Source organism: Campylobacter sp. CFSAN093233 (genome assembly GCF_011068165.1).
GTDB lineage: Bacteria > Campylobacterota > Campylobacteria > Campylobacterales > Campylobacteraceae > Campylobacter_D > Campylobacter_D jejuni.
On the sequence record NZ_JAAMWY010000008.1, the window covers coordinates 49,305 to 67,698 of the forward strand.

Genomic DNA, 18,394 nt, shown 5'->3' on the forward strand with positions numbered 1-18,394 from the left:
AAAGCAAAAATAAAGTTTTTTCGCTATAATAAAATCTTGCAATATTTTTAAAGGTTAGGTTAATGAAAAATTTAAGCATTCAAGAAAAAAAAGACTTAGACAACTGCGTTTTTCAAAATCTTGGAAGGCAAGATACTTTTACTTTAAGTGTGGTTTTTAAAAATTTTTATTTAAAAATTAAAGCATTTATTTATTCTAAATAATACCACTTAAAATCCTTTTTTGTGTAGGAAAGATCTTTAAAAGAAGGTGATTGGATAAATAGTTTGCACTCTTTATCCAAATTTTCTATCCCGTATATTTTCATAGCCATTCTTGAGTCATGTCTTGTAAGTTCTATTCCAACACAAGCTTGATTGTTGATTTTATAAAGTAAAGTGCCACCATCTTTTTCATCTATATTTAAAATATCCAAATTCTTATTTTTACTCATATCTTTTACATCTTTACTAAAAGAATATCGGAGTTTATAATATATCATAATATCCTGCATGGTATTTTTCAAATTTTGTAAATTTTCATTAATCAAATATCCATTATTTTTATAAAGTTTTAAAAAATCTTCATTAAGAAATTTTTGAAAACTTTCATCTTTAGATAATTTTTGACAAGAATTATAGCTATTTAAAATTCTAACTTGACTGGCTTCTATTAAAAGTTCAAGGCAATCTTTATTCTCTTGTGAAAATTGCACTAATTTAACTTCTTGAATCTTAAAATCTTTATTCGGTTTTTTTTCATAAGCAAAATCATTTAATTTTTCATAAATATTAGCAAAACTTAAAGAATATAAACTAAAAAAAATTAAAATACACTTTTTCATTGAAAAAAATCTTTGTATTTATTTTTTAGAAATTCCACCACTTCTAAAATTTCATCAACCCCTTCTTTGTTGGAATTTTCGAGTACATTATCTATATTATCAATATAAGCTTCTATTGCATTTTCTAATTTTTCTCTTTTAACTCCAGCGTATAAAAGCATAGCTTCTAAAACTATGCTAAGCTCATATTGTAAATCTTCTAATTCATTTTTTAAGGTTTTATTATTGTTTTGATTCATTGTTTTCCTTTTTAAGTTCTTTGCTTTTAATTAAATCAATAATTTGAGCCTTAATATAATTATAATTTGCTCCATCTTTAAATGTCGCAAAAAGTCCACCACTAGCATTTTTATGTCCGCCACCACCTACTAAATTTTTAGCCATTAAACTTACATCTATTTTTCCATTTGCACGAAAACTTAAGGTTTTTCTAGAACTAACATCAATAAAAAAGTCATAATCAGGATTTTTTACTAAAAAATCATTTCCAATAACAGAAGTATTGCCTATATTTGAAGTTAAGATGCCTTTATGGCCTTCATATTCTATGCTGAAATTTTCTTTTAGCTCACTTAGTTTTTCAACTACAAAATAAGAAATTAAATTAGAAAGAGTATCATCATTTTTTCTGGCAAAATAATCCTTTTTTATAAAATGAGTAGCATTATCGAGTAAAATATTTGCATTTTCTTTTCCTATAAATTTCCAAGCCTTATCAAGCAAGAAAAACATATAATCAATTTGAGATTCTTTAAACATTACACGATTTATTTCTTTTGCATTGGCAATCAAGCCTAAAAAAACCTTTCCAAGTTCAAAATTTTCATCCTCGCTTAGCCAAATATCAACAGCATTAACCACATCAACAAATTTTGAAAGTTCTAAAACAGGAGTACAGATTTTAGAGAAAAAATCATAAACGATTTTAGTTGCACATCTTTTAGAATCAAGTAAATACCAAGAATATTTTTGAGCACATTCTTCGCCACTTTGATGATGATCAAGAAGAAAAATTTTAGTATTTTTCTCTTTGCAAATTTTTTCAAATTCTTCGCATTGATTTAAATTTAAATTTAAATCTGTTATTAGAATAATAGCTTTTCCGAAATTTTCATCTTTTTCTATATCGCCTATAATAGAGTTAAAATTTTCATTAATTTCTTTGCCATAATTAGAATTATAAAATTTCACATTTTTAAAATAAAAATTTACTATAAATTGACAAGCATAGCCATCAAGATCTGTATGTGAAAGATGATAAATTTTCATTATATTCCTTAAAGTTCTATCCTAATAATACCCTCGGTATTAAAATTTGTATTTTCTGCAATTTCTGCAAAACTTAACACTACTATATTAATGCTAAAATTATAACAAATATCAGCAATGAATTTTCTAAGCTGCGGTTCAACGCAAAGTATAAAAGGCTTGATACGACCATTTGCTACTGCGGCAACTTCAGCCCTTAGAGTATCTACTAAAGTACCTGTTTGAGCTACACTTAAAGGCAAGTGATAACTTCCATCTCTAAATTGTACATTTTCCATTAAAACCGCAGAACTAGCAGAGTCTAAGATAAAAATATCCAAATTTCCTTTATCATCTAAATACATATTTGTAATCATCCTAGCTAAGGACGCCCTTACATGTTCAATAATCATATCAAAACTCTTGCTTACTTCTGCTATATCACTTACAGATTCTAAAATAGTAAGCATATCTTTAATTGGTATGTGATGCTTAAGCAAGTCTTTGAGAATTTTTTGAATAAGACTTACAGGTGCGACACCTAAAGCACCTTCTACGATGATTGGATAATCATTTTTAACCTTATCAAGAAGATTTTGTACCTCTTGGCGTGTGAGAAGTTCGCTTGCGTGCGCTTTGATAAGTTCGCTCATATGTGTTGAAATAACACTTGCAGGATCTATTACTATATAGCCATTTAATGTTGCTTCATCTTTTAAATTCGCATCAATCCAAAGTGCATCAGAGTTAAAAGCGGGTTCTTTTGTAGCAATCCCTTCTATCTCTTCTGTGATAAAACCACTATCCATGGCTAAATATTTATCCGGATAAATTTCAGCACTTGCTATAGACACGCCCTTGAGTTTAAAACTATACTCATTTGGTTTAAGTCTTAAATTATCTCTTATTCTTATTTTTGGCATTAAAAATCCTAAACTTTCAGCAATACTTCTTCTCATTGAGCGAATTCTTTCTGTAAGTTCGTTTTCAGCAAGCTTAATAAGTCCGTATCCAAGTTCAAGTTCTAAAATTTCAACTTTGAGTATATCGTTAATCTTGTGCTCTTCTTCTTTGAGAATTTCTTCTTCGCTTTTCTTAGCAGGCGTTGCCGTTGTCCCACCTGCTCCACTTTGAGATGCAGCTGCGGCACTTGGTTTGCTTTTTTTAACTGTAGTTATATCAATTTTACCTTCCTTAACCTGCTTGGTAAGATAGCCAAGGCTTAAAAATACTAAAGCCATAAAGCCCAAGGATAAAGTTGGCAAACCAGGCACTAACGCAAAGATAAAAAGTACAAAACCTACTATTAAAAGCGTGCGATATTCGCTTAAAAGTTGAGTTAAAGTTCCTTCTGCAAAATTTTCCTCATCTTTGCTTGCACGAGTGATAATTATAGCGGTTGCAGTAGAAGTAATAAGCCCTGGAATTTGAGATACAAGTCCATCACCTATGGTTAAAATAGTATAGGTAGAAGCAGCATCGCTTAAAGCCATATCGTGCTGAAAAGATCCTATTAAAAAACCACCTATGATATTTATAATAGTTATGATAATTCCTGCAACAGCATCTCCTTTGATAAATTTAGAAGAACCATCCATTGCACCATAGAAGTTTGCCTCAGCAATAACTTCTTGACGTCTTGCTCTAGCGGTTTGTTCATCAATAAGTCCTGCATTTAAATCCGCATCAATAGCCATTTGTTTACCCGGCATCGCATCAAGTGTAAATCTTGCTTGTACTTCAGAAACCCTTGTACTACCTTTTGTTACAACCATGAAATTAATCAATACTAAAATACAAAATACAATCACGCCAATGACCATATTTCCACCAACAACAAATTCTCCAAATGCTGCTATAATCTCACTCACAGCTTCAGGGCCGTTTTGCCCTTCGCTTAAAATCATCCTTGTGGTAGCTATATTTAATGAAAGCCTAAATAAAGTGATAATCAAGATTAAAGTTGGAAAAGTTGTTAAATCTGTCGGTTTGGGTATATAAATAGAAATTAAAATAATTAATACCGATAAAGCTATACTTAAAGCCAAGAAAAAGTCCAAAATAGGACTTGGTAAAGGAACTATAATAATAGCTAAAATACAAACTAAAAAACCAACAATAGTCAAGCTTTTAGCTTTTAAAACAGGAGCGATTAAAGGCCCCAAGAAAGGAAAAACTAAATCGACTATTTTATTTTTTGCCATTATTTTTCATAATATCTTCTAAAGTAATAGAATCTAAAAATTCATCTACTTTATTTTGTAAATTTACTAACATAGGCATTAAGGTGCAATTTTCTTCTTTATTATTTGGACAAGTGCCACCACTGCATTCAAATACACTGATATCCTTTTTTTCAGCACTATTAACAATTTCTTTTATAGTATATTGACTTGGTTCTTTGATTAAAACAAAACCACCTTTTGCCCCTTTAAAAGATTTTAACAAGCCATCTTTAGCTAAAGTTTGTAAAATTTTAGCTAAAAAACTTTTAGGAATATCAAGCTCTAAAGCTAAAGAATCTACATCTTGAGGTGTTTCTTTTTGAGAAATATAAATTAAAGAAAGTAAAGCGTATTCGCTAGCTTTGGTAAATAGCACAGATTCTCCTTGTTATAACTACAGAAATAGCTGTAATTATAATAAATAATTCTTAGAAAAAGACTTAAATTTTGACAAAACCTTCTAAAAAAGATAAATTCAGTTTATTTTTTGCTTTTTAAGATAAAATTACAGTTCTTTAATTTTATTATTTTACCAATCAGGAGGTCTATCATGGCTTTGGATTCGGCCAAAAAAGCAGAAATAGTTGCGAAATTCGCTAAAAAACCAGGTGATACTGGTTCAACAGAAGTTCAAGTAGCTCTTTTAACTGCAAGAATTGCAGAACTTACAGAACATTTAAAAATATACAAAAAAGACTTTTCATCAAGATTAGGACTTCTAAAACTTGTAGGTCAAAGAAAAAGACTTTTATCTTATCTTAAAAGAAAAGATTATAATTCTTATAGTAAGTTAATTACTGAATTAAATCTTAGAGATAAATAATTTTTAAGCCCTTTTTACGGGGCTTTTGCCTTTTAAATTTCTTCTTTTGTAATCAGTTTTATATATCAAAAACACAAGAAAAATCTTACAAGATTTCCCTTTGTCCTTTGGCATCAGGTTCGCTTAAAATCCCGTTTTGCGTAAGTTGTTCAATAATATTTGCAGAGCGGTTATAGCCGATTTTTAAACGGCGTTGTAAATAAGAAATGCTTGTTTTTCCATCTTCTAAGATTACTCTTTTAGCTTCTTCGTAAAGCTCATCTACTTCCCCATCAAAGCTTTCATTTGTTGTAACACCTACGCTTTGTTGATCCTTTAAAAAGCTTTCATCATATTCTACGCTTTGTTGATCCTTTAGAAAATCCACGATTTTTTCTATTTCAAATTCGCTTGCAAAAGGCGCATGCAAACGCACTATAGAGCTTGTTCCAGGAGGAGTAAATAAACAATCCCCTCTTCCAAGTAAACTTTCAGCACCCATAGCATCTAAAATAACTTTAGAGTCAATTTTTTGCCCTACTTTATAAGAAATTCTACTTGGTAAATTCGCTTTAATTAGTCCTGTTACAACATCAACAGAAGGTCGTTGTGTAGCTACAATCAAGTGGATTCCACTTGCTCTTGCCATTTGCGCAAGTCTTCCTATATAAAATTCTACATCTTTACCCGCAGTCATCATCAAATCAGCAAGTTCATCGATAATTACTACAATAAAAGGAAGTTCTTCTCCGCCTAATTCTTTCATTTTTTCATTGTAATTTTCTATATTTTTGGTTTTTGCATCAGCCATTAAGCGATAGCGTCTTTCCATTTCAGCTACCATATTTGAAAGCGCATTGACTGCTTTTTTTGGATCTGTGATAACAGGAGTTAAAAGATGAGGAATGTCATTATAAATGCTAAATTCAAGCATCTTAGGATCTATCATCATCAAACGCAAGGTTTTTGGAGAGTTGCGATATAAAAGACTTAAAAGCATAGAATTTATCCCCACACTTTTACCACTACCTGTCGTTCCTGCGATGAGTAAATGCGGAAGTTTTTTAAGATCGGTTACAAAAGCATTGCCTACTATATCTTTACCTAAAGCTATGGTTAAAGGACTTTTAGCGTTTTTAAAAACTTCACTTTGTAAAATTTCTCTTAAATAAATGGTTTGAATTTCATCATTTGGAACTTCTATACCTACAACATCTTTTCCTGGTATTGGAGCTTGAATACGGATTGATTTTGCCATTAAAGCCATAGTTAAATCATCTTGTAAATTTAAAATACGACTTACTTTCACATCTGCACTAGGACGAAATTCAAAAGTAGTTACCACAGGACCAACATAAGTGCTTATAACATCGCCGCCTATTTTAAAACGACGCAATTTTTCAAGAAGATTATAAATTTTTTTATCTATTTCACTTTCATTGATTTCTTGTTTGTGTTCTTTTGGATTAGCTAAAAAATCTAATGGCGGCAAGGTGAAATCTTTTGGTTTTTCTACTTCGCCCTGCTCTATTTCACGCAATAAAGCTTGGTTAATAGCAATTTCTTTGGCTAAAACTGCTTTTTGAAGTTTAATTTCTTGATCATTTGTTTTTTCATTATCGATTTTAGTTTCTGTATTTTGGATAAAATCGAGTGTATTTTTTTCTTCTATAACTATTTCATTTATATTTTTTATAGGAGTAGGTTCTATATAAGGATGATTTAACTCTTCTACAATGGGAGCAAATTCAAAGATATTGTCTGCTTTATCTAGATTTTTATTTTCATTTATTTTGTCTGATTCTTCTGTTTCTGTTTTAATTGTTTTTGGGCTATTAAAACTATATTTATTCCCTTCTATAATATCGCTTGAATTTATCGCATCATATTCTTCTAATTTTTTAATTTCTTGTTTTACTTTATTTTCTAAAATTTCATTTTGATAGGCTTTGTATTCTTGTTCTAGTTTTTCTTTTTTTATCAAATTCTCTCTAAGTTCAAGCTCTTTTGTAAAAATTTTTGGTTTAACTTCTTGATTAGAAACTGGAATTTCAATATTTTTACGTTTATAACTTGGCTCATCTAAATTTTTATTTGTATCTATTTGCTTTATATCTTCAAGTTTTTTAGGTTTTAAAAAACGTTCAGGAATCATATCTACCTCTTCTTCTGAAATAAAATTAAAATCTTCATCAAGACTAATGCTCATTTTACTAGCCTTTTGTGCGAAATTTCGCACTTGTTGAGAATGCTCATGAACAAAACTTCTTGATTCTTTTAAACTTTGTTTATCAATCTCTATGGTTTCATCTAAAATTTGATTTTTTAGTTTTTCAAAATTTTCCTTGGCCGTGGTAATTGAATTTTTACTTGCATTGATATTGCTATCTTTAATTATCTGTTCTAAGTTATTGGTTTCCCCTTTTTTGTTTATTTGTAAATTTCCATAAATACTATCTTGCAAAATATTTAATTTTGGAGCTATAGGTTCTGATTTACCTACATCTTCTTTCTCGTTTTCTCCACCAAATACACGCATAAGTAAAGATTTAAAAGCTTGCTCTACTTTTAATAAATAAGTAAAATCTAATTCTATTTTTAAAATTTCTTTTGCAAATTTTGGAAACAATAAAACCAAAGAAAATAGTAGAAGTAAAAGAGCAAAAATTCCACTCCCTGTACGCCCTAAGATTATAGAAAAAAATCCATATACAATTTCTAAAATATACCCAAACTCTCTATAAAAGACAGAAAATAAAAGCAAGGTAGAAAAAAAGGCCAAAGAAAAACCAAAAAGCTCCCTACGCTTAAAATTTTCTATTTTATATTTTTTTTTATAGTAGAGATAATTTAATATAAGCAAAGAAAATGGATAATAATACCCAAATTCTCCAAATAAAAATAAATTAGCCTTGTAAACCCATTCTCCCATGCCAGGTGCTAGCATACAAAGACAAAGATAAAAAATAACAAGCGTGGAGCTGGTAAAAATGGCTTCTTTTTTAATATTCTTTCCTTGAAAATAAAATCAAAGCCAAATTATACCATAAAAAATTTTACATATAATTTAATAAGCTAAGTTGAGAAATTGTTGTACTAGCTTTAAGAGAAGCTTGATATGCAAGTTGAACTTGCATTAAATTCATCATTGCCTCACCATAATCTACATCAATCACATTTGATTTTATACTTTGGACATTAACGCTTAAAAAGGATGTGCGTGTATTAACACCTTCGATAGTATTATGATATGCTCCCATAGTTGTATTAAGCTTGCTAACATGATCTGCTAAATGATCAAGTCTTTCTAAAGCTCCTTGCATACCTGTATTTCTAGGGTTTTCACTTTCGGAGTCTGCTCTCATATTGCCTTTTAAAACAGCATCAATCATTGAATCTAAATCTTTAATAATATCCACATTTGGTTCATCTATAGTTAAAGAATTATTCGCGCTAAAACTAAAATTTGGACCATTTTGTACAGTAGAAGTTGTGGTAAAAGGAGGTGCTGGAAATTGGCCACTTTGAGAATCACTAAGAGAAATTTCTATATTGGTTCCTGATGAAAGTTTATCAGTAACACTAATACGACCTTTATAATCCATACTTACATCAACAGTAGCTTGTGAATCTTTCATGAGTTGTTGTATTTGGGTATAATCTGCATTATTAATTTGACTATTATTGGCTTGTATGGTTGTTGTAGGAATTTTATCTGCAGCAAACATACCTATAATATCATTAATTTGACCATAAGTAATATCATTTGATCCTGTAACAACCCCACTATTTCCAGTTGCAGGATTAGTATGCATAATAGGAAAGCTTATGGTTTGACCTGGATTATTAGGATCAGGATAGCTTACAGTTGAAGTTTGTAAATTTATAGTAACATCGTAAGAATTTCCACCTTTGGAATTGACTTTTAAATTTAAAGTAGTACCATTTAGGCTATCTCCTGCCATTACCTCGCTAAGTTTGGTTGAATCAGTGGCATAAGCATTGCTTCCTTTGATAACTTGAGAAACATTACCATAAACAGTATTGCCATTTTTTTCAAAATACACATTATCGTAATCAGCTCCATTAGCAGCATTTCCATCTGTATCTGTCATTTTACTTTTGATAAAATCAGTTTGTTTTAAATCAATTTCAAAGTTTTGTCCGTTAATTTGAATGGTTACAGGATTATTTAAATTTGTAATATCTTCATTATTGGGATTTCCTAGTGCAGCAGTCATAACCCTGTTTGTAACATCTTCCATTGTAATGCCTTCATCCTGTGCTGCTTGGATAATATTATTTAATTCAGTTTTATCATCAGCTTGTGGTGTGAAAGCTACAGCATGAAAATCGAGTTTATTATTACCTTGCTTTAGATCTGTAATTTGAATTTGACCACTATCATTCATACTTACTTCTACTACTTTATTATTTGGAGTATTACCATAAAGAGCTCCAATATTTTCCATTACATCTTCTAAAGTATCTTCGGGTTTGACGAGTACAGCACTTTTAAAACTTGTTCCATCGGGTCTTGTACCTTGAACATAAAGAGTTGTTGGAGGAAAATCTAGTTTGCTATCATCATACTCAAAGTCTTTGTCAGCATCTAAGCTATTATCTTTTACATAACCTTGTCCGATAAGTTGTTGCCATTTAGAATCTCCTGTGAGATATTTAGTTTTATCAGGGTCTTTATTTAAATCCCAACGATTATCTGTAAAACTAACATTAGTGCTTATTTGTTTTTTATAGTCTCCATCTGCTTTAAAAAATAAATCCCAACCTGGTATATTGTATGGGCTTTCAGTTCCAGCTCCAGTTACTACATTAATATTATTTTTATCTCCATAATAATTTCCATTAGAATCAAAAGGTTTGTTTGCAACTTGAGAACCTGCAAAAAGATACTGACCATTAACACTGGTATTTGCAAGCTGAACTATGCTTTCTTTTATACGTTCTAGTTCTTTTGCTATAGCTTCTCTTGAGGTTTGAGAATTGCTATCGCTTGCAGCTTGGGTTACTTTAACTTTAAAATCTTCAAGAAGTTTAACCATATCTTGTAAAGCTTTCATACTATTTTGAGTCATTTCTTGAGCTCTACTTGTTGATTCTTTTACTTGTTCTAATGTTTTAATTTCATATTCAAGACGCGTATTATCTATATAAGTGCTTGCATCTTCATATGAATTTTGTATTTTCAAACCTGAAGCAAGTTGTTGAGATATCTGATATAAAGCACTTTGACCGCCCATAGAATTATTCACACTATTTGTGAAGTTAAGTTTATTTGTAATTCTCATTTTTTTCCTCTAAAGTATTAAAGTTAAAATCTTTTCAAACATTGCTAATAAACAAAAGCAATAACTGTTCCAAAAATTTAAATTATATAATTTTATATTGTCTTTTTGAAAATACTTTTTATTTTTAAAGTATTTTTTAGCCTAAAAAAGTATAATTTTAGCTTTAAATCTTATAAAATGAGCCCGAGTGGTGAAACTGGTAGACGCGCCAGACTCAAAATCTGGTAAGGGCAACCTTGTGTCGGTTCGAGTCCGACCTCGGGCACCACTTATTTTTTGCGGGAATAGCTCAGGGGTAGAGCACAACCTTGCCAAGGTTGGGGTCGCGGGTTCGAATCTCGTTTCCCGCTCCATAGAATAAAAAATATAAAATCTCTTTAATTATAAATTCTCGCTTTTCTCTAATACTAAAAAATACTCATTTTCTAGAATTTCAAGTTCTTTTTGCATTACTTCAAGCTCTTGATAAAGCTTGTTAATACCTATTTCTTGATATACATTTGGATCGGATAAATCTTGATTTAATTTAGCTATCTTTTGCTCTAAAAAATCTATTTTTTCAGGATGGTTTTTTAATATCTCATTTTCTTTGTAGCTCAATTTTTTGGAGCTTTTTTCTTTTTGGTTATTATTTTGCTCTTGGGTTTGAAGCTCTAAAGCAAAATTATCCAATTCTTCAATTTCTTTTTCATTTTCAAGATATTCAGTATAAAGAGTGTGTAAAATATTTATATATCCATTTCCCTCAAAAGCATAAAGTTTTGTTGCGATTTTATCAACAAAATATCTATCGTGTGATACTAGCAAAATAGCCCCTTCAAAACTAAGTAAGTATTCTTCTAATATATTAATCGTAGCTATATCAAGATCATTAGTTGGCTCATCTAAAATCAAAACATCATATTCTTTAGTAAAAAGCAAGGCTAAAGCAACGCGATTTTTCTCTCCGCCACTTAAAAGAGCCACGCTTTTATCTAAAAATTCCTTAGGAAATAGAAAATTTTTCAAATATCCATAAACATGCATATTTTTACCACGAACTTCAACCCTATCTCCACCATTGGGACAAAAAATTTCAAGCAAGCTTTTATCAGAATTTACCAAGCTTCTAGCCTGATCAAAATATCCTATCTTAAGCTCTCCGCGTTTTATTTCACCGCTATCTTGTTTTATTTGCCCTAGAAGAATTTTTAACAATGTTGATTTTCCACAACCATTTCTTCCTACGATAGCTATGCGTTCACCTTGTAAAATACGCGTTGAAAAATCTTTAAAAAGATTTTTATTGTTTATATTTTTGCTTATATTTTTAAGCTCAAAAAGCATTTTTTTACGATTGATCGTTTTTTCTCTATTAAAATTTAAAGCCGCTCTTGAAATTTCAAGTTTTAAGCGTTTGATTGCCCCAGGATTTTTTTTCGCTTCTTCACGCATTTTAAAAATGCGTTCTTTTCGTCCTTCATTTCTTTTAAGTCTTGCTTTAACCCCTCTTCTAAGCCATTCTTCTTCGCTTTTTAATTGCTTTAAAAGAGTTTCATGGCTCTTAGCAAGGCTTTGCAAAATTTGTGTTTTTTTCTCTAAATAGTTTGCATATCCGCCTTTAAAAATACTAAGCTTACCCTGCTCTACTTCTACACACTTGTGTGCTATAGCGTCAATAAAATATCTATCATGGGAAATAAAAATCACACACATCTTTGAATTTTTTAGCAATTCTTCCAAAAAGCTTGTCATATATACATCTAAATGATTAGTTGGTTCATCAAGCAATAAAATATCAGGATTTTTTAGTAAAAGTATGCAAAGCCCAACGCGGCGTATTTCTCCACCACTTAAAGTAGATATAATGCGATTTTCATACTCAAGTAAACTAAATTCTTTTAAAACGCGTATTATTTTAGATTCTATACTCCAAGCATCTTTACTATCAATCAAAGTCATAAGCGTATCTATTTTTTGAAGATAATCTTTATTACTAGGATCTTCTTCTAATTTTTTATGCAGTATTTCATATTCTTCTAAGGTATTGTAAATTTCTACAAGCTCTTGCTTGATGGCTTCTTTTACGCTTAAATTTGCATTAAAATCAACGGTTTGTGAAAGCATGGCTATGCTTTTTCCATTTTGTCTTATTATTCTACCGCTATCTAAAGGAAGTGTGCCTAAAAGCGTTTTTAAAAAAGTAGATTTTCCTTCTCCATTTTTGCCTATAATAGCAATCTTTTCTCCCTCGTTTGCGCTAAAATTTACTTCATTTAAAACTATTTTGTCTCCAAATTTTTTTGAAGCTTCAATTAAATCTATAAGAGCCATTTTTTATCCTTGACTGAGTTTAAAGCTAAAACTAGAACCATAACCTAAAGTGCTAGAAATTTCAAGATAACTTTTATGTATATTTAAAATTTTCTTTACTAAAAAAAGTCCCAAACCAAAAGAATTATCACTTTTTACATCAATTTTATAAAATTTTTTTGTAATCAATTTTATTTTATCTTCTTCTATGCCTTTTCCAAAATCTTGCACTATTATCTTTTGATCTCTTGCCGTTAAAATGACTTTTTTTTGACTATATTTTAAAGCATTAGAAAGCAAATTTATAATCACTTGCTCGATTAAAAATTCATCAGCCTTAACTTTCGTGCTTTTACCTTGCAATGCAACTCTTTCAAAGCCTGGGTTTTTAGTGATTTTTTCACATAGAGAAAAAAGATCGAATTCTTGCATCTGCAAGGCTTCACTATTAAGATTAAAAACAAAATTAAGCTTATGGGTTAAAGCATTAAGTTTAACGCTTTGACGTGAAATTTTTTCTAGTAATTCCTTTTTTAATTTTTTATCTTCCAATTTCTCATCTTTTAGCATCTCTAAGCTAAGATCAATCACGCTTAATGGATTTTTAAGCTCATGAGAAATAGCAGAAATCACGCTAGCAAGCTGAGTATTTTTTAAAGTGATTTTATCGCTTTGTTTTTTATTTTTTTGGGTATTCTTTAGAATTTTATCCTTAGTTTTTAAAAGTTTCTCATTTAGTAAATTAAATTCTTTAAACATTCCTTTTTCTAATATAACAACTTTATGATCCCCTATAGAATCCAAAAAATCCAAAATTTTATTAAAATTTTTCTCTATTCTTCTACCTAACAACAACATTAAAATAAAAACAAACAGCAAGCATACTCCAAAACCGATTGCCATTTTTGTCCAAAAAAGTTCTAAATCTAAAAAACGAGGATAAACAATAATAATATATTTATATCCTTTGTAAATAAAGCTTTTAGTGAGAATTTTTTTTGAATTGAAATTTAAAATTTCTCCTTCTTTAAGATTAGAAAAAAAATCAGGATTTTTTACAGAACTTATTTTCATATCATTGTTTAGGATAATAAAATCAGCCCTAGTATCTTTAGCAAAATTCTTGATATTAGCATCATTTAAATGCTCTAAGAGAGAAAATTTTAAAACATCATCAAGGCTTTTGATTTTTTGTTCATATTGTTTTATAAGCAAGAAATTAAGATAAGAATTAGTAAAAGTATAAAAAATAAACCCAAAAATCAAAGCCAATACAACAAAAAAAACTATAAAAATATTTTTAGTTTTTAGCATAATTTATAGCCAATACCCCTAACACTTATAATATGATCTTTTAGTTTTGGAAATTTATTTCTAAGTCTTGTTAGAGCTATATTGATTGTTTTATCACTTGTAGTATCATCTTTCCAAACACTTTCGCTTAAAAATTGTCTAGTAAGCAAGGTATTTGGATTTTCAAAAAAACATTTTAAAAGCTCATAGTCAAGATTTGAGATTTCTAATTTTTGATTTTTGTAAAAGAATTCATAACTAACCAAATCTAAAATAAAATCACCAAAAGATAGTTTTTCTTCTTCTTTTTTATGGCGTTTTAAAATTGCTTTAATGCGAAGCAAAAGCTCATTGAAATCAAAAGGTTTACAAACATAATCATCACAACCACTTTCAAAGCCTTCGAGTAAATCTTGATGTAAAGCCTTGGCTGTAAGAAAAATAACTGCTTCTTTATATCCTTGCTCTCTTAAATCTTGAATTTTTTCTAAAGAATCTCCACTGGGCAAATTTCTATCGACTATTAAAAGATCAATTTGCTCATTATCGAGCAAATCTTCAACTCCAAAAAAATCCGCTAAAGATATAACTTCATAACCGCTAGATTTTAACTTTAAAACAAGCAGTTCGTTTAAATCTATATCATCTTCTATAATTAAAATTTTAAATTTCAACATATTGGACAAATACACACGCCTCTAATTGTTTTAGTTCATCTAATACTTCTTTTTGAACTTTTTCATCAATCAAAACAACAGCCAAAGCATACCCAAAACCATCTCTACCAAGCCTAAAATCAGCTATATTGATATTTTTAGCTGCCAAAACGGAACTGATTTTAGCTATAACTCCTGGTATGTCTTTGTTTTTAAAAATAATCATTTTTCCCTTTGGCTTAAAATCAGTTTTAAAGCCATTTAATCCAACTATGCGTTGTTCATTTTCATTAAACACTGTTCCTGAAACACTGATATTTGAATTTTCGGTGATAATTTTAACGCTAAGTTTATTATTATAACCACTATTTGGAAGAGTTTCGCAAGATAATTCAACTCCTTTTTCTTTGGCAACAAATTCTGCATTAACATAATTAATTTTCTCTCCTAAAATTCCACCCAAAGCACCAACAGCTGCAAAAGTTAGCATAGAATTTGCATACTCACCAATAATTCCTTCAGCCTCTAATTTAATACTTTTTATAGGATTTTTATCAATTTGAACAGCTAAAAAAGCCATTTTAGAAACAAGTTCTATATAAGGAGCTACAAAAGGTGGTAAATCTTCAGTTTTAATTGGTAAATTTAAGGCATTAGGATAAGCCACGCCTCGTGCTGCGCTTAATGCTTGCTCACAAGCTTCTCTTGCGATATTGTCTTGACTTTCTAAAGTATTTGCTCCTAGGTGAGAAGTAACTGAAATATTTTCAAAGTCTAAAAGAGGATGATTAGTCGCGGGTTCTTTATCGAACACATCTATACCAAGCCAAGCTATTTTACCACTTTTTAAACCTTCATATAAAGCCTCTTCTGTGTATAATCCTCCGCGAGCACAATTTATTAATCTTATTCCATCTTTCATTTTTGCAATTTCTTGCTTTCCTATCATACCATTGGTTTCTTTGGTTTTTGGTGTGTGAATGGTAATAAAATCACTTTTTTCTAAAATTTCATCCAAATTTTTTGCTTGTTCCATATCTAAATCTGTAATCTTAGAAGCAGAAATATACGGATCATAGGCTAAAATTTTCATACCAAATGCTTTAGCACGGATAGCTACTCTTGAACCTATATTTCCAAAACCTATAACCCCTAGCGTTTTATTCATCAATTCAATGCCATACCATTTTTCTCTTTCCCATTTTCTTTCAATTTTTAAAAAATTATGAGCATTGACAAAGCTTCTAGCTGATGTTAAAAGATGTGCCATTGTTAGTTCAACTGCGGCAATAGTATTTGCAGTTGGGACATTCATCACAATCACTCCTCGTTTAGAACACTCTGGAATATCAACATTATCTACGCCCACCCCAGCACGCACAAGCGCTTTTAATTTTTTGGCATGATTTAAAAAATTTACATCTACATCCGTAGAACTTCTAGTAATTGCAACTTCAATATCGCTTAGCATTTGCATAAGTTCATCTTTTGGAAATTTTGCAGCTTCTATAAGCTCAATATCTTCAGCTTTTCTTAGAATATCGACACCTTTATCCAAAATAGCATCACACACTATAATCTTTTTTTTCATAACCAAATTTCCTTTACTTCTGTATTTATTTTATATTTTTTTAATTCTTTGATAATATCATCTATAAGTTTTTCATTGCCTGTATCCAAAAAGATTTCTGGACTATCGCCAGATTTAAGAAGAAAATACTTCACATTAAAAGAATTTAAAGTCTGTCTTAAGCAAAACATAGAATAAATATCATATTTTCCAACTATAAGTTGATAATATTTATTTTTCTCCTTAAGCTCGCTAGTATCCGCATCAAAATATAAGGTAAATTTTTCTGCTGCTGGGGTAAAATCTCTTGTAGGCCATTTTGCTAATTCTTCTTGCCATGAAAGATCTTGATTTTGGGTTTGAATGCTTGGCTGCGTATTTGTATCTTTAGCAAATTGTGGAATGAAATTTACATTAGCTTTAAATTGCCAAAGCAATGTAAAAACAACAGCAAGCAAAATGAGTAATAAAATACTCAAAATGCTCATTGTAATGTATTTTTTCATTAAGCTAGCTGATCTTTAATGATATCACCTAAAGTTACTTTATCATCATTATTGATTTCATTAAGAACTTCTCTTTCTTTTATTCTAACAAGATTTTTAACACTTAGGCGAATTCTATTTTTCTTTTCATCAATAAAAACTATAGCAGCTTCAATATCGTCGCCAATTTTTAAATTTTCAAGCATAGAAGTGCTTATATCTTCTTTATGAATTAAAGCATCAACATTTTTACTTAGCTCTACAAAAACACCAAAATCTTTAATATCACGGATAGTGCCTTTTACAATATCGCCGACTTTATGAATTTTGGCATATTCTTGCACTGGAGAACTGTTTAATTCTTTTGCGCTTAATGATATTTTTTGGTTTTCTTCATCTATTTTGATAATTTTTACCTTGATTTTATCCCCTTGAGAGAATTTGTCTTTACATTTATCGTTTCTATCCCAAGAAGCATCTTCATTATGCAATAGACCTTCAATACCGCCAAGTTTAACAAACGCACCAAAAGAAGTTACCGAGGTGATCTCCCCTTCAACCACATCTGCAATTTTGTAAGATTTCATAAATTCATCAAAAGGTCTAGAAAGTAAATTTCTTAAAGAAACTCTTAAGCGTCTTTCATTTGGATTGATTTCAATTACTTCAACATCAATTTCTTGACCTTTGTTGATATAATCTTTTGGATTTTTAATATTTTTATCCCAAGAAATTTCACTGATATGTAAAAATCCTTCTATATCATTTCCTAAATCCACAAAAGCACCATAAGGCTCTATATTTGATACTATTACTTTAATGGTATCACCTACATCAAGAGTATCTTTTATCTCGCTCCATGGATCGGGTAAAGCCGCTTTTATAGACAAGGATAAATGTTTGCGTTCTTTATCATACTTTATAACTTTAACTGGAACCTTATCACCCTCTTTATAAAGTGTTCCAGGATTTACAGGTCCTTTGTAAGAAATTTCGCTGTAATGAACAAGACCATCAACACCTCCTACATCCACAAACATACCATAAGTAGTAATTTTTTTCACAATACCTTCAATTAAATCTTCTTGTTGTGCTACATTATTGATCAATTCTTTGCGTTTTCTTCTCTCGTCATCTAAAGTTTTTTTACGAGAAACAATGATACTTTGCTCATCTTTGTCGATTTTAATAATTTTAACTTTAAACGTTTTGCCTATAATATTATTTGTTTCTTTGAAGCCATATTGAGATTTTGGTAAGAAAAATTCAACATCATTTTCATCAACAACTATCAATCCGCCTTTATTTTTTCCAACTACTTTTACGGTAAAAATATCATCTTGATTTTCTTGATAGTTTTTAATAAATTCGATAACTTTTTCTTTTCTCAAAGCTTTTTTATGAGAAAGTAAAGATCTGCCACCACGAGAACCCATAACAGCAACTTTAATACCATCGCCTACATTAAATAATAGCTTAGAATTGTCATCTTGTATTTCGCTAAGAGCTAAAATACCTTCAGATTTTTTACCTATATCTACATAAACTTCATCATTTTTGATCTCTACAATCACACCCTCTGTTGCAGCCTCTTCTCTTGATTTATCAAAAGCTTCTAAAAGCTGTCCAAAATCTTCTTCCTCAAGATAATCATCTACGCCGCCTTGAACTTTTTTGTTCACCTCGCTCAT

14 protein-coding genes, 2 tRNA genes and 1 pseudogene are annotated in these 18,394 nt (G+C 30.0%); 4 read left to right on the top strand and 13 right to left on the bottom strand.

Translation table 11 applies throughout. The annotated features are described in order from the left end of the window. The first annotated feature begins 62 nt into the window (after positions 1-62). Positions 63-213, top strand: a pseudogene (locus FBF15_RS07500) (hypothetical protein). Here FBF15_RS07500 and FBF15_RS07505 read toward each other — a convergent pair. From FBF15_RS07505 to FBF15_RS07525, 5 genes are read right to left on the bottom strand one after another with little or no spacing between them, the layout of a single operon-like run. After that, positions 191-823 (bottom strand): hypothetical protein, encoded by a 633-nt coding sequence (locus tag FBF15_RS07505; protein ID WP_002852437.1) that lies wholly within the window; start codon positions 821-823, stop codon positions 191-193. The pseudogene FBF15_RS07500 and the gene FBF15_RS07505 overlap by 23 nt on opposite strands. After that, positions 820-1,062: a hypothetical protein gene (locus FBF15_RS07510; RefSeq protein WP_002852415.1), complete on the bottom strand. Its 243-nt coding sequence runs from the start codon at positions 1,060-1,062 to the stop codon at positions 820-822. Before FBF15_RS07510 ends, FBF15_RS07505 begins: the two co-directional genes overlap by 4 nt. Continuing rightward, positions 1,046-2,092 (bottom strand): DHH family phosphoesterase, encoded by a 1,047-nt coding sequence (locus tag FBF15_RS07515; RefSeq protein WP_002859543.1) that lies wholly within the window; start codon positions 2,090-2,092, stop codon positions 1,046-1,048. Before FBF15_RS07515 ends, FBF15_RS07510 begins: the two co-directional genes overlap by 17 nt. 8 nt (positions 2,093-2,100) lie before the next feature. Beyond that, the gene (gene flhA, locus FBF15_RS07520) at positions 2,101-4,275 is read right to left on the bottom strand and encodes a flagellar biosynthesis protein FlhA (protein ID WP_002872165.1); all 2,175 of its coding nucleotides are present in this window, start codon (positions 4,273-4,275) and stop codon (positions 2,101-2,103) included. After that, complete coding sequence (locus FBF15_RS07525; RefSeq protein WP_002852609.1) at positions 4,262-4,672, bottom strand: RrF2 family transcriptional regulator; 411 nt, start codon at positions 4,670-4,672, stop codon at positions 4,262-4,264. Before FBF15_RS07525 ends, flhA begins: the two co-directional genes overlap by 14 nt. Positions 4,673-4,846: 174 nt before the next feature. On the opposite strand from FBF15_RS07525, the gene rpsO reads away from it, so the two are divergent. After that, positions 4,847-5,119, top strand: a complete 273-nt coding sequence (rpsO, locus tag FBF15_RS07530; protein ID WP_002852579.1) for a 30S ribosomal protein S15 — start codon at positions 4,847-4,849, stop codon at positions 5,117-5,119. An 85-nt stretch (positions 5,120-5,204) separates the two neighbouring features. Here the strand turns inward: rpsO and FBF15_RS07535 are convergent, their stop codons facing one another. Then, positions 5,205-8,045 (bottom strand): DNA translocase FtsK, encoded by a 2,841-nt coding sequence (locus FBF15_RS07535; protein WP_038816708.1) that lies wholly within the window; start codon positions 8,043-8,045, stop codon positions 5,205-5,207. Positions 8,046-8,154: 109 nt separating this feature from the next. Then, positions 8,155-10,407, bottom strand: coding sequence for a flagellar hook-associated protein FlgL (gene flgL / locus FBF15_RS07540; protein ID WP_165434624.1), 2,253 nt, complete (start codon positions 10,405-10,407; stop codon positions 8,155-8,157). A gap of 181 nt (positions 10,408-10,588) precedes the next feature. Between flgL and FBF15_RS07545 the strand changes: the two genes are divergently transcribed. Further along, positions 10,589-10,675, top strand: a tRNA-Leu gene (locus FBF15_RS07545). A 10-nt stretch (positions 10,676-10,685) separates the two neighbouring features. After that, a tRNA-Gly gene (locus tag FBF15_RS07550) sits at positions 10,686-10,760 on the top strand. Positions 10,761-10,788: 28 nt separating this feature from the next. Here the strand turns inward: FBF15_RS07550 and abc-f are convergent. From abc-f to FBF15_RS07580, 6 genes are read right to left on the bottom strand one after another with little or no spacing between them, the layout of a single operon-like run. Continuing rightward, positions 10,789-12,720, bottom strand: a complete 1,932-nt coding sequence (gene abc-f / locus FBF15_RS07555) for a ribosomal protection-like ABC-F family protein (protein WP_038816706.1) — start codon at positions 12,718-12,720, stop codon at positions 10,789-10,791. A 3-nt stretch (positions 12,721-12,723) separates the two neighbouring features. Then, entirely contained in the window at positions 12,724-14,013 is a 1,290-nt protein-coding gene (locus tag FBF15_RS07560) for a HAMP domain-containing sensor histidine kinase (protein ID WP_002860528.1), read from the bottom strand. Continuing rightward, on the bottom strand, positions 14,007-14,669 hold the full coding sequence (locus tag FBF15_RS07565) for a response regulator transcription factor (RefSeq protein WP_002860529.1): 663 nt from the start codon (positions 14,667-14,669) through the stop codon (positions 14,007-14,009). The genes FBF15_RS07560 and FBF15_RS07565 overlap by 7 nt, the downstream gene beginning before the upstream one ends. Further along, positions 14,656-16,239 (bottom strand): phosphoglycerate dehydrogenase, encoded by a 1,584-nt coding sequence (gene serA, locus FBF15_RS07570; RefSeq protein ID WP_002852643.1) that lies wholly within the window; start codon positions 16,237-16,239, stop codon positions 14,656-14,658. The genes FBF15_RS07565 and serA overlap by 14 nt, the downstream gene beginning before the upstream one ends. Then, complete coding sequence (locus FBF15_RS07575) at positions 16,236-16,724, bottom strand: hypothetical protein (RefSeq protein ID WP_038817117.1); 489 nt, start codon at positions 16,722-16,724, stop codon at positions 16,236-16,238. The genes serA and FBF15_RS07575 overlap by 4 nt, the downstream gene beginning before the upstream one ends. Beyond that, entirely contained in the window at positions 16,724-18,394 is a 1,671-nt protein-coding gene (locus FBF15_RS07580) for a 30S ribosomal protein S1 (protein WP_038817116.1), read from the bottom strand. The genes FBF15_RS07575 and FBF15_RS07580 overlap by 1 nt, the downstream gene beginning before the upstream one ends.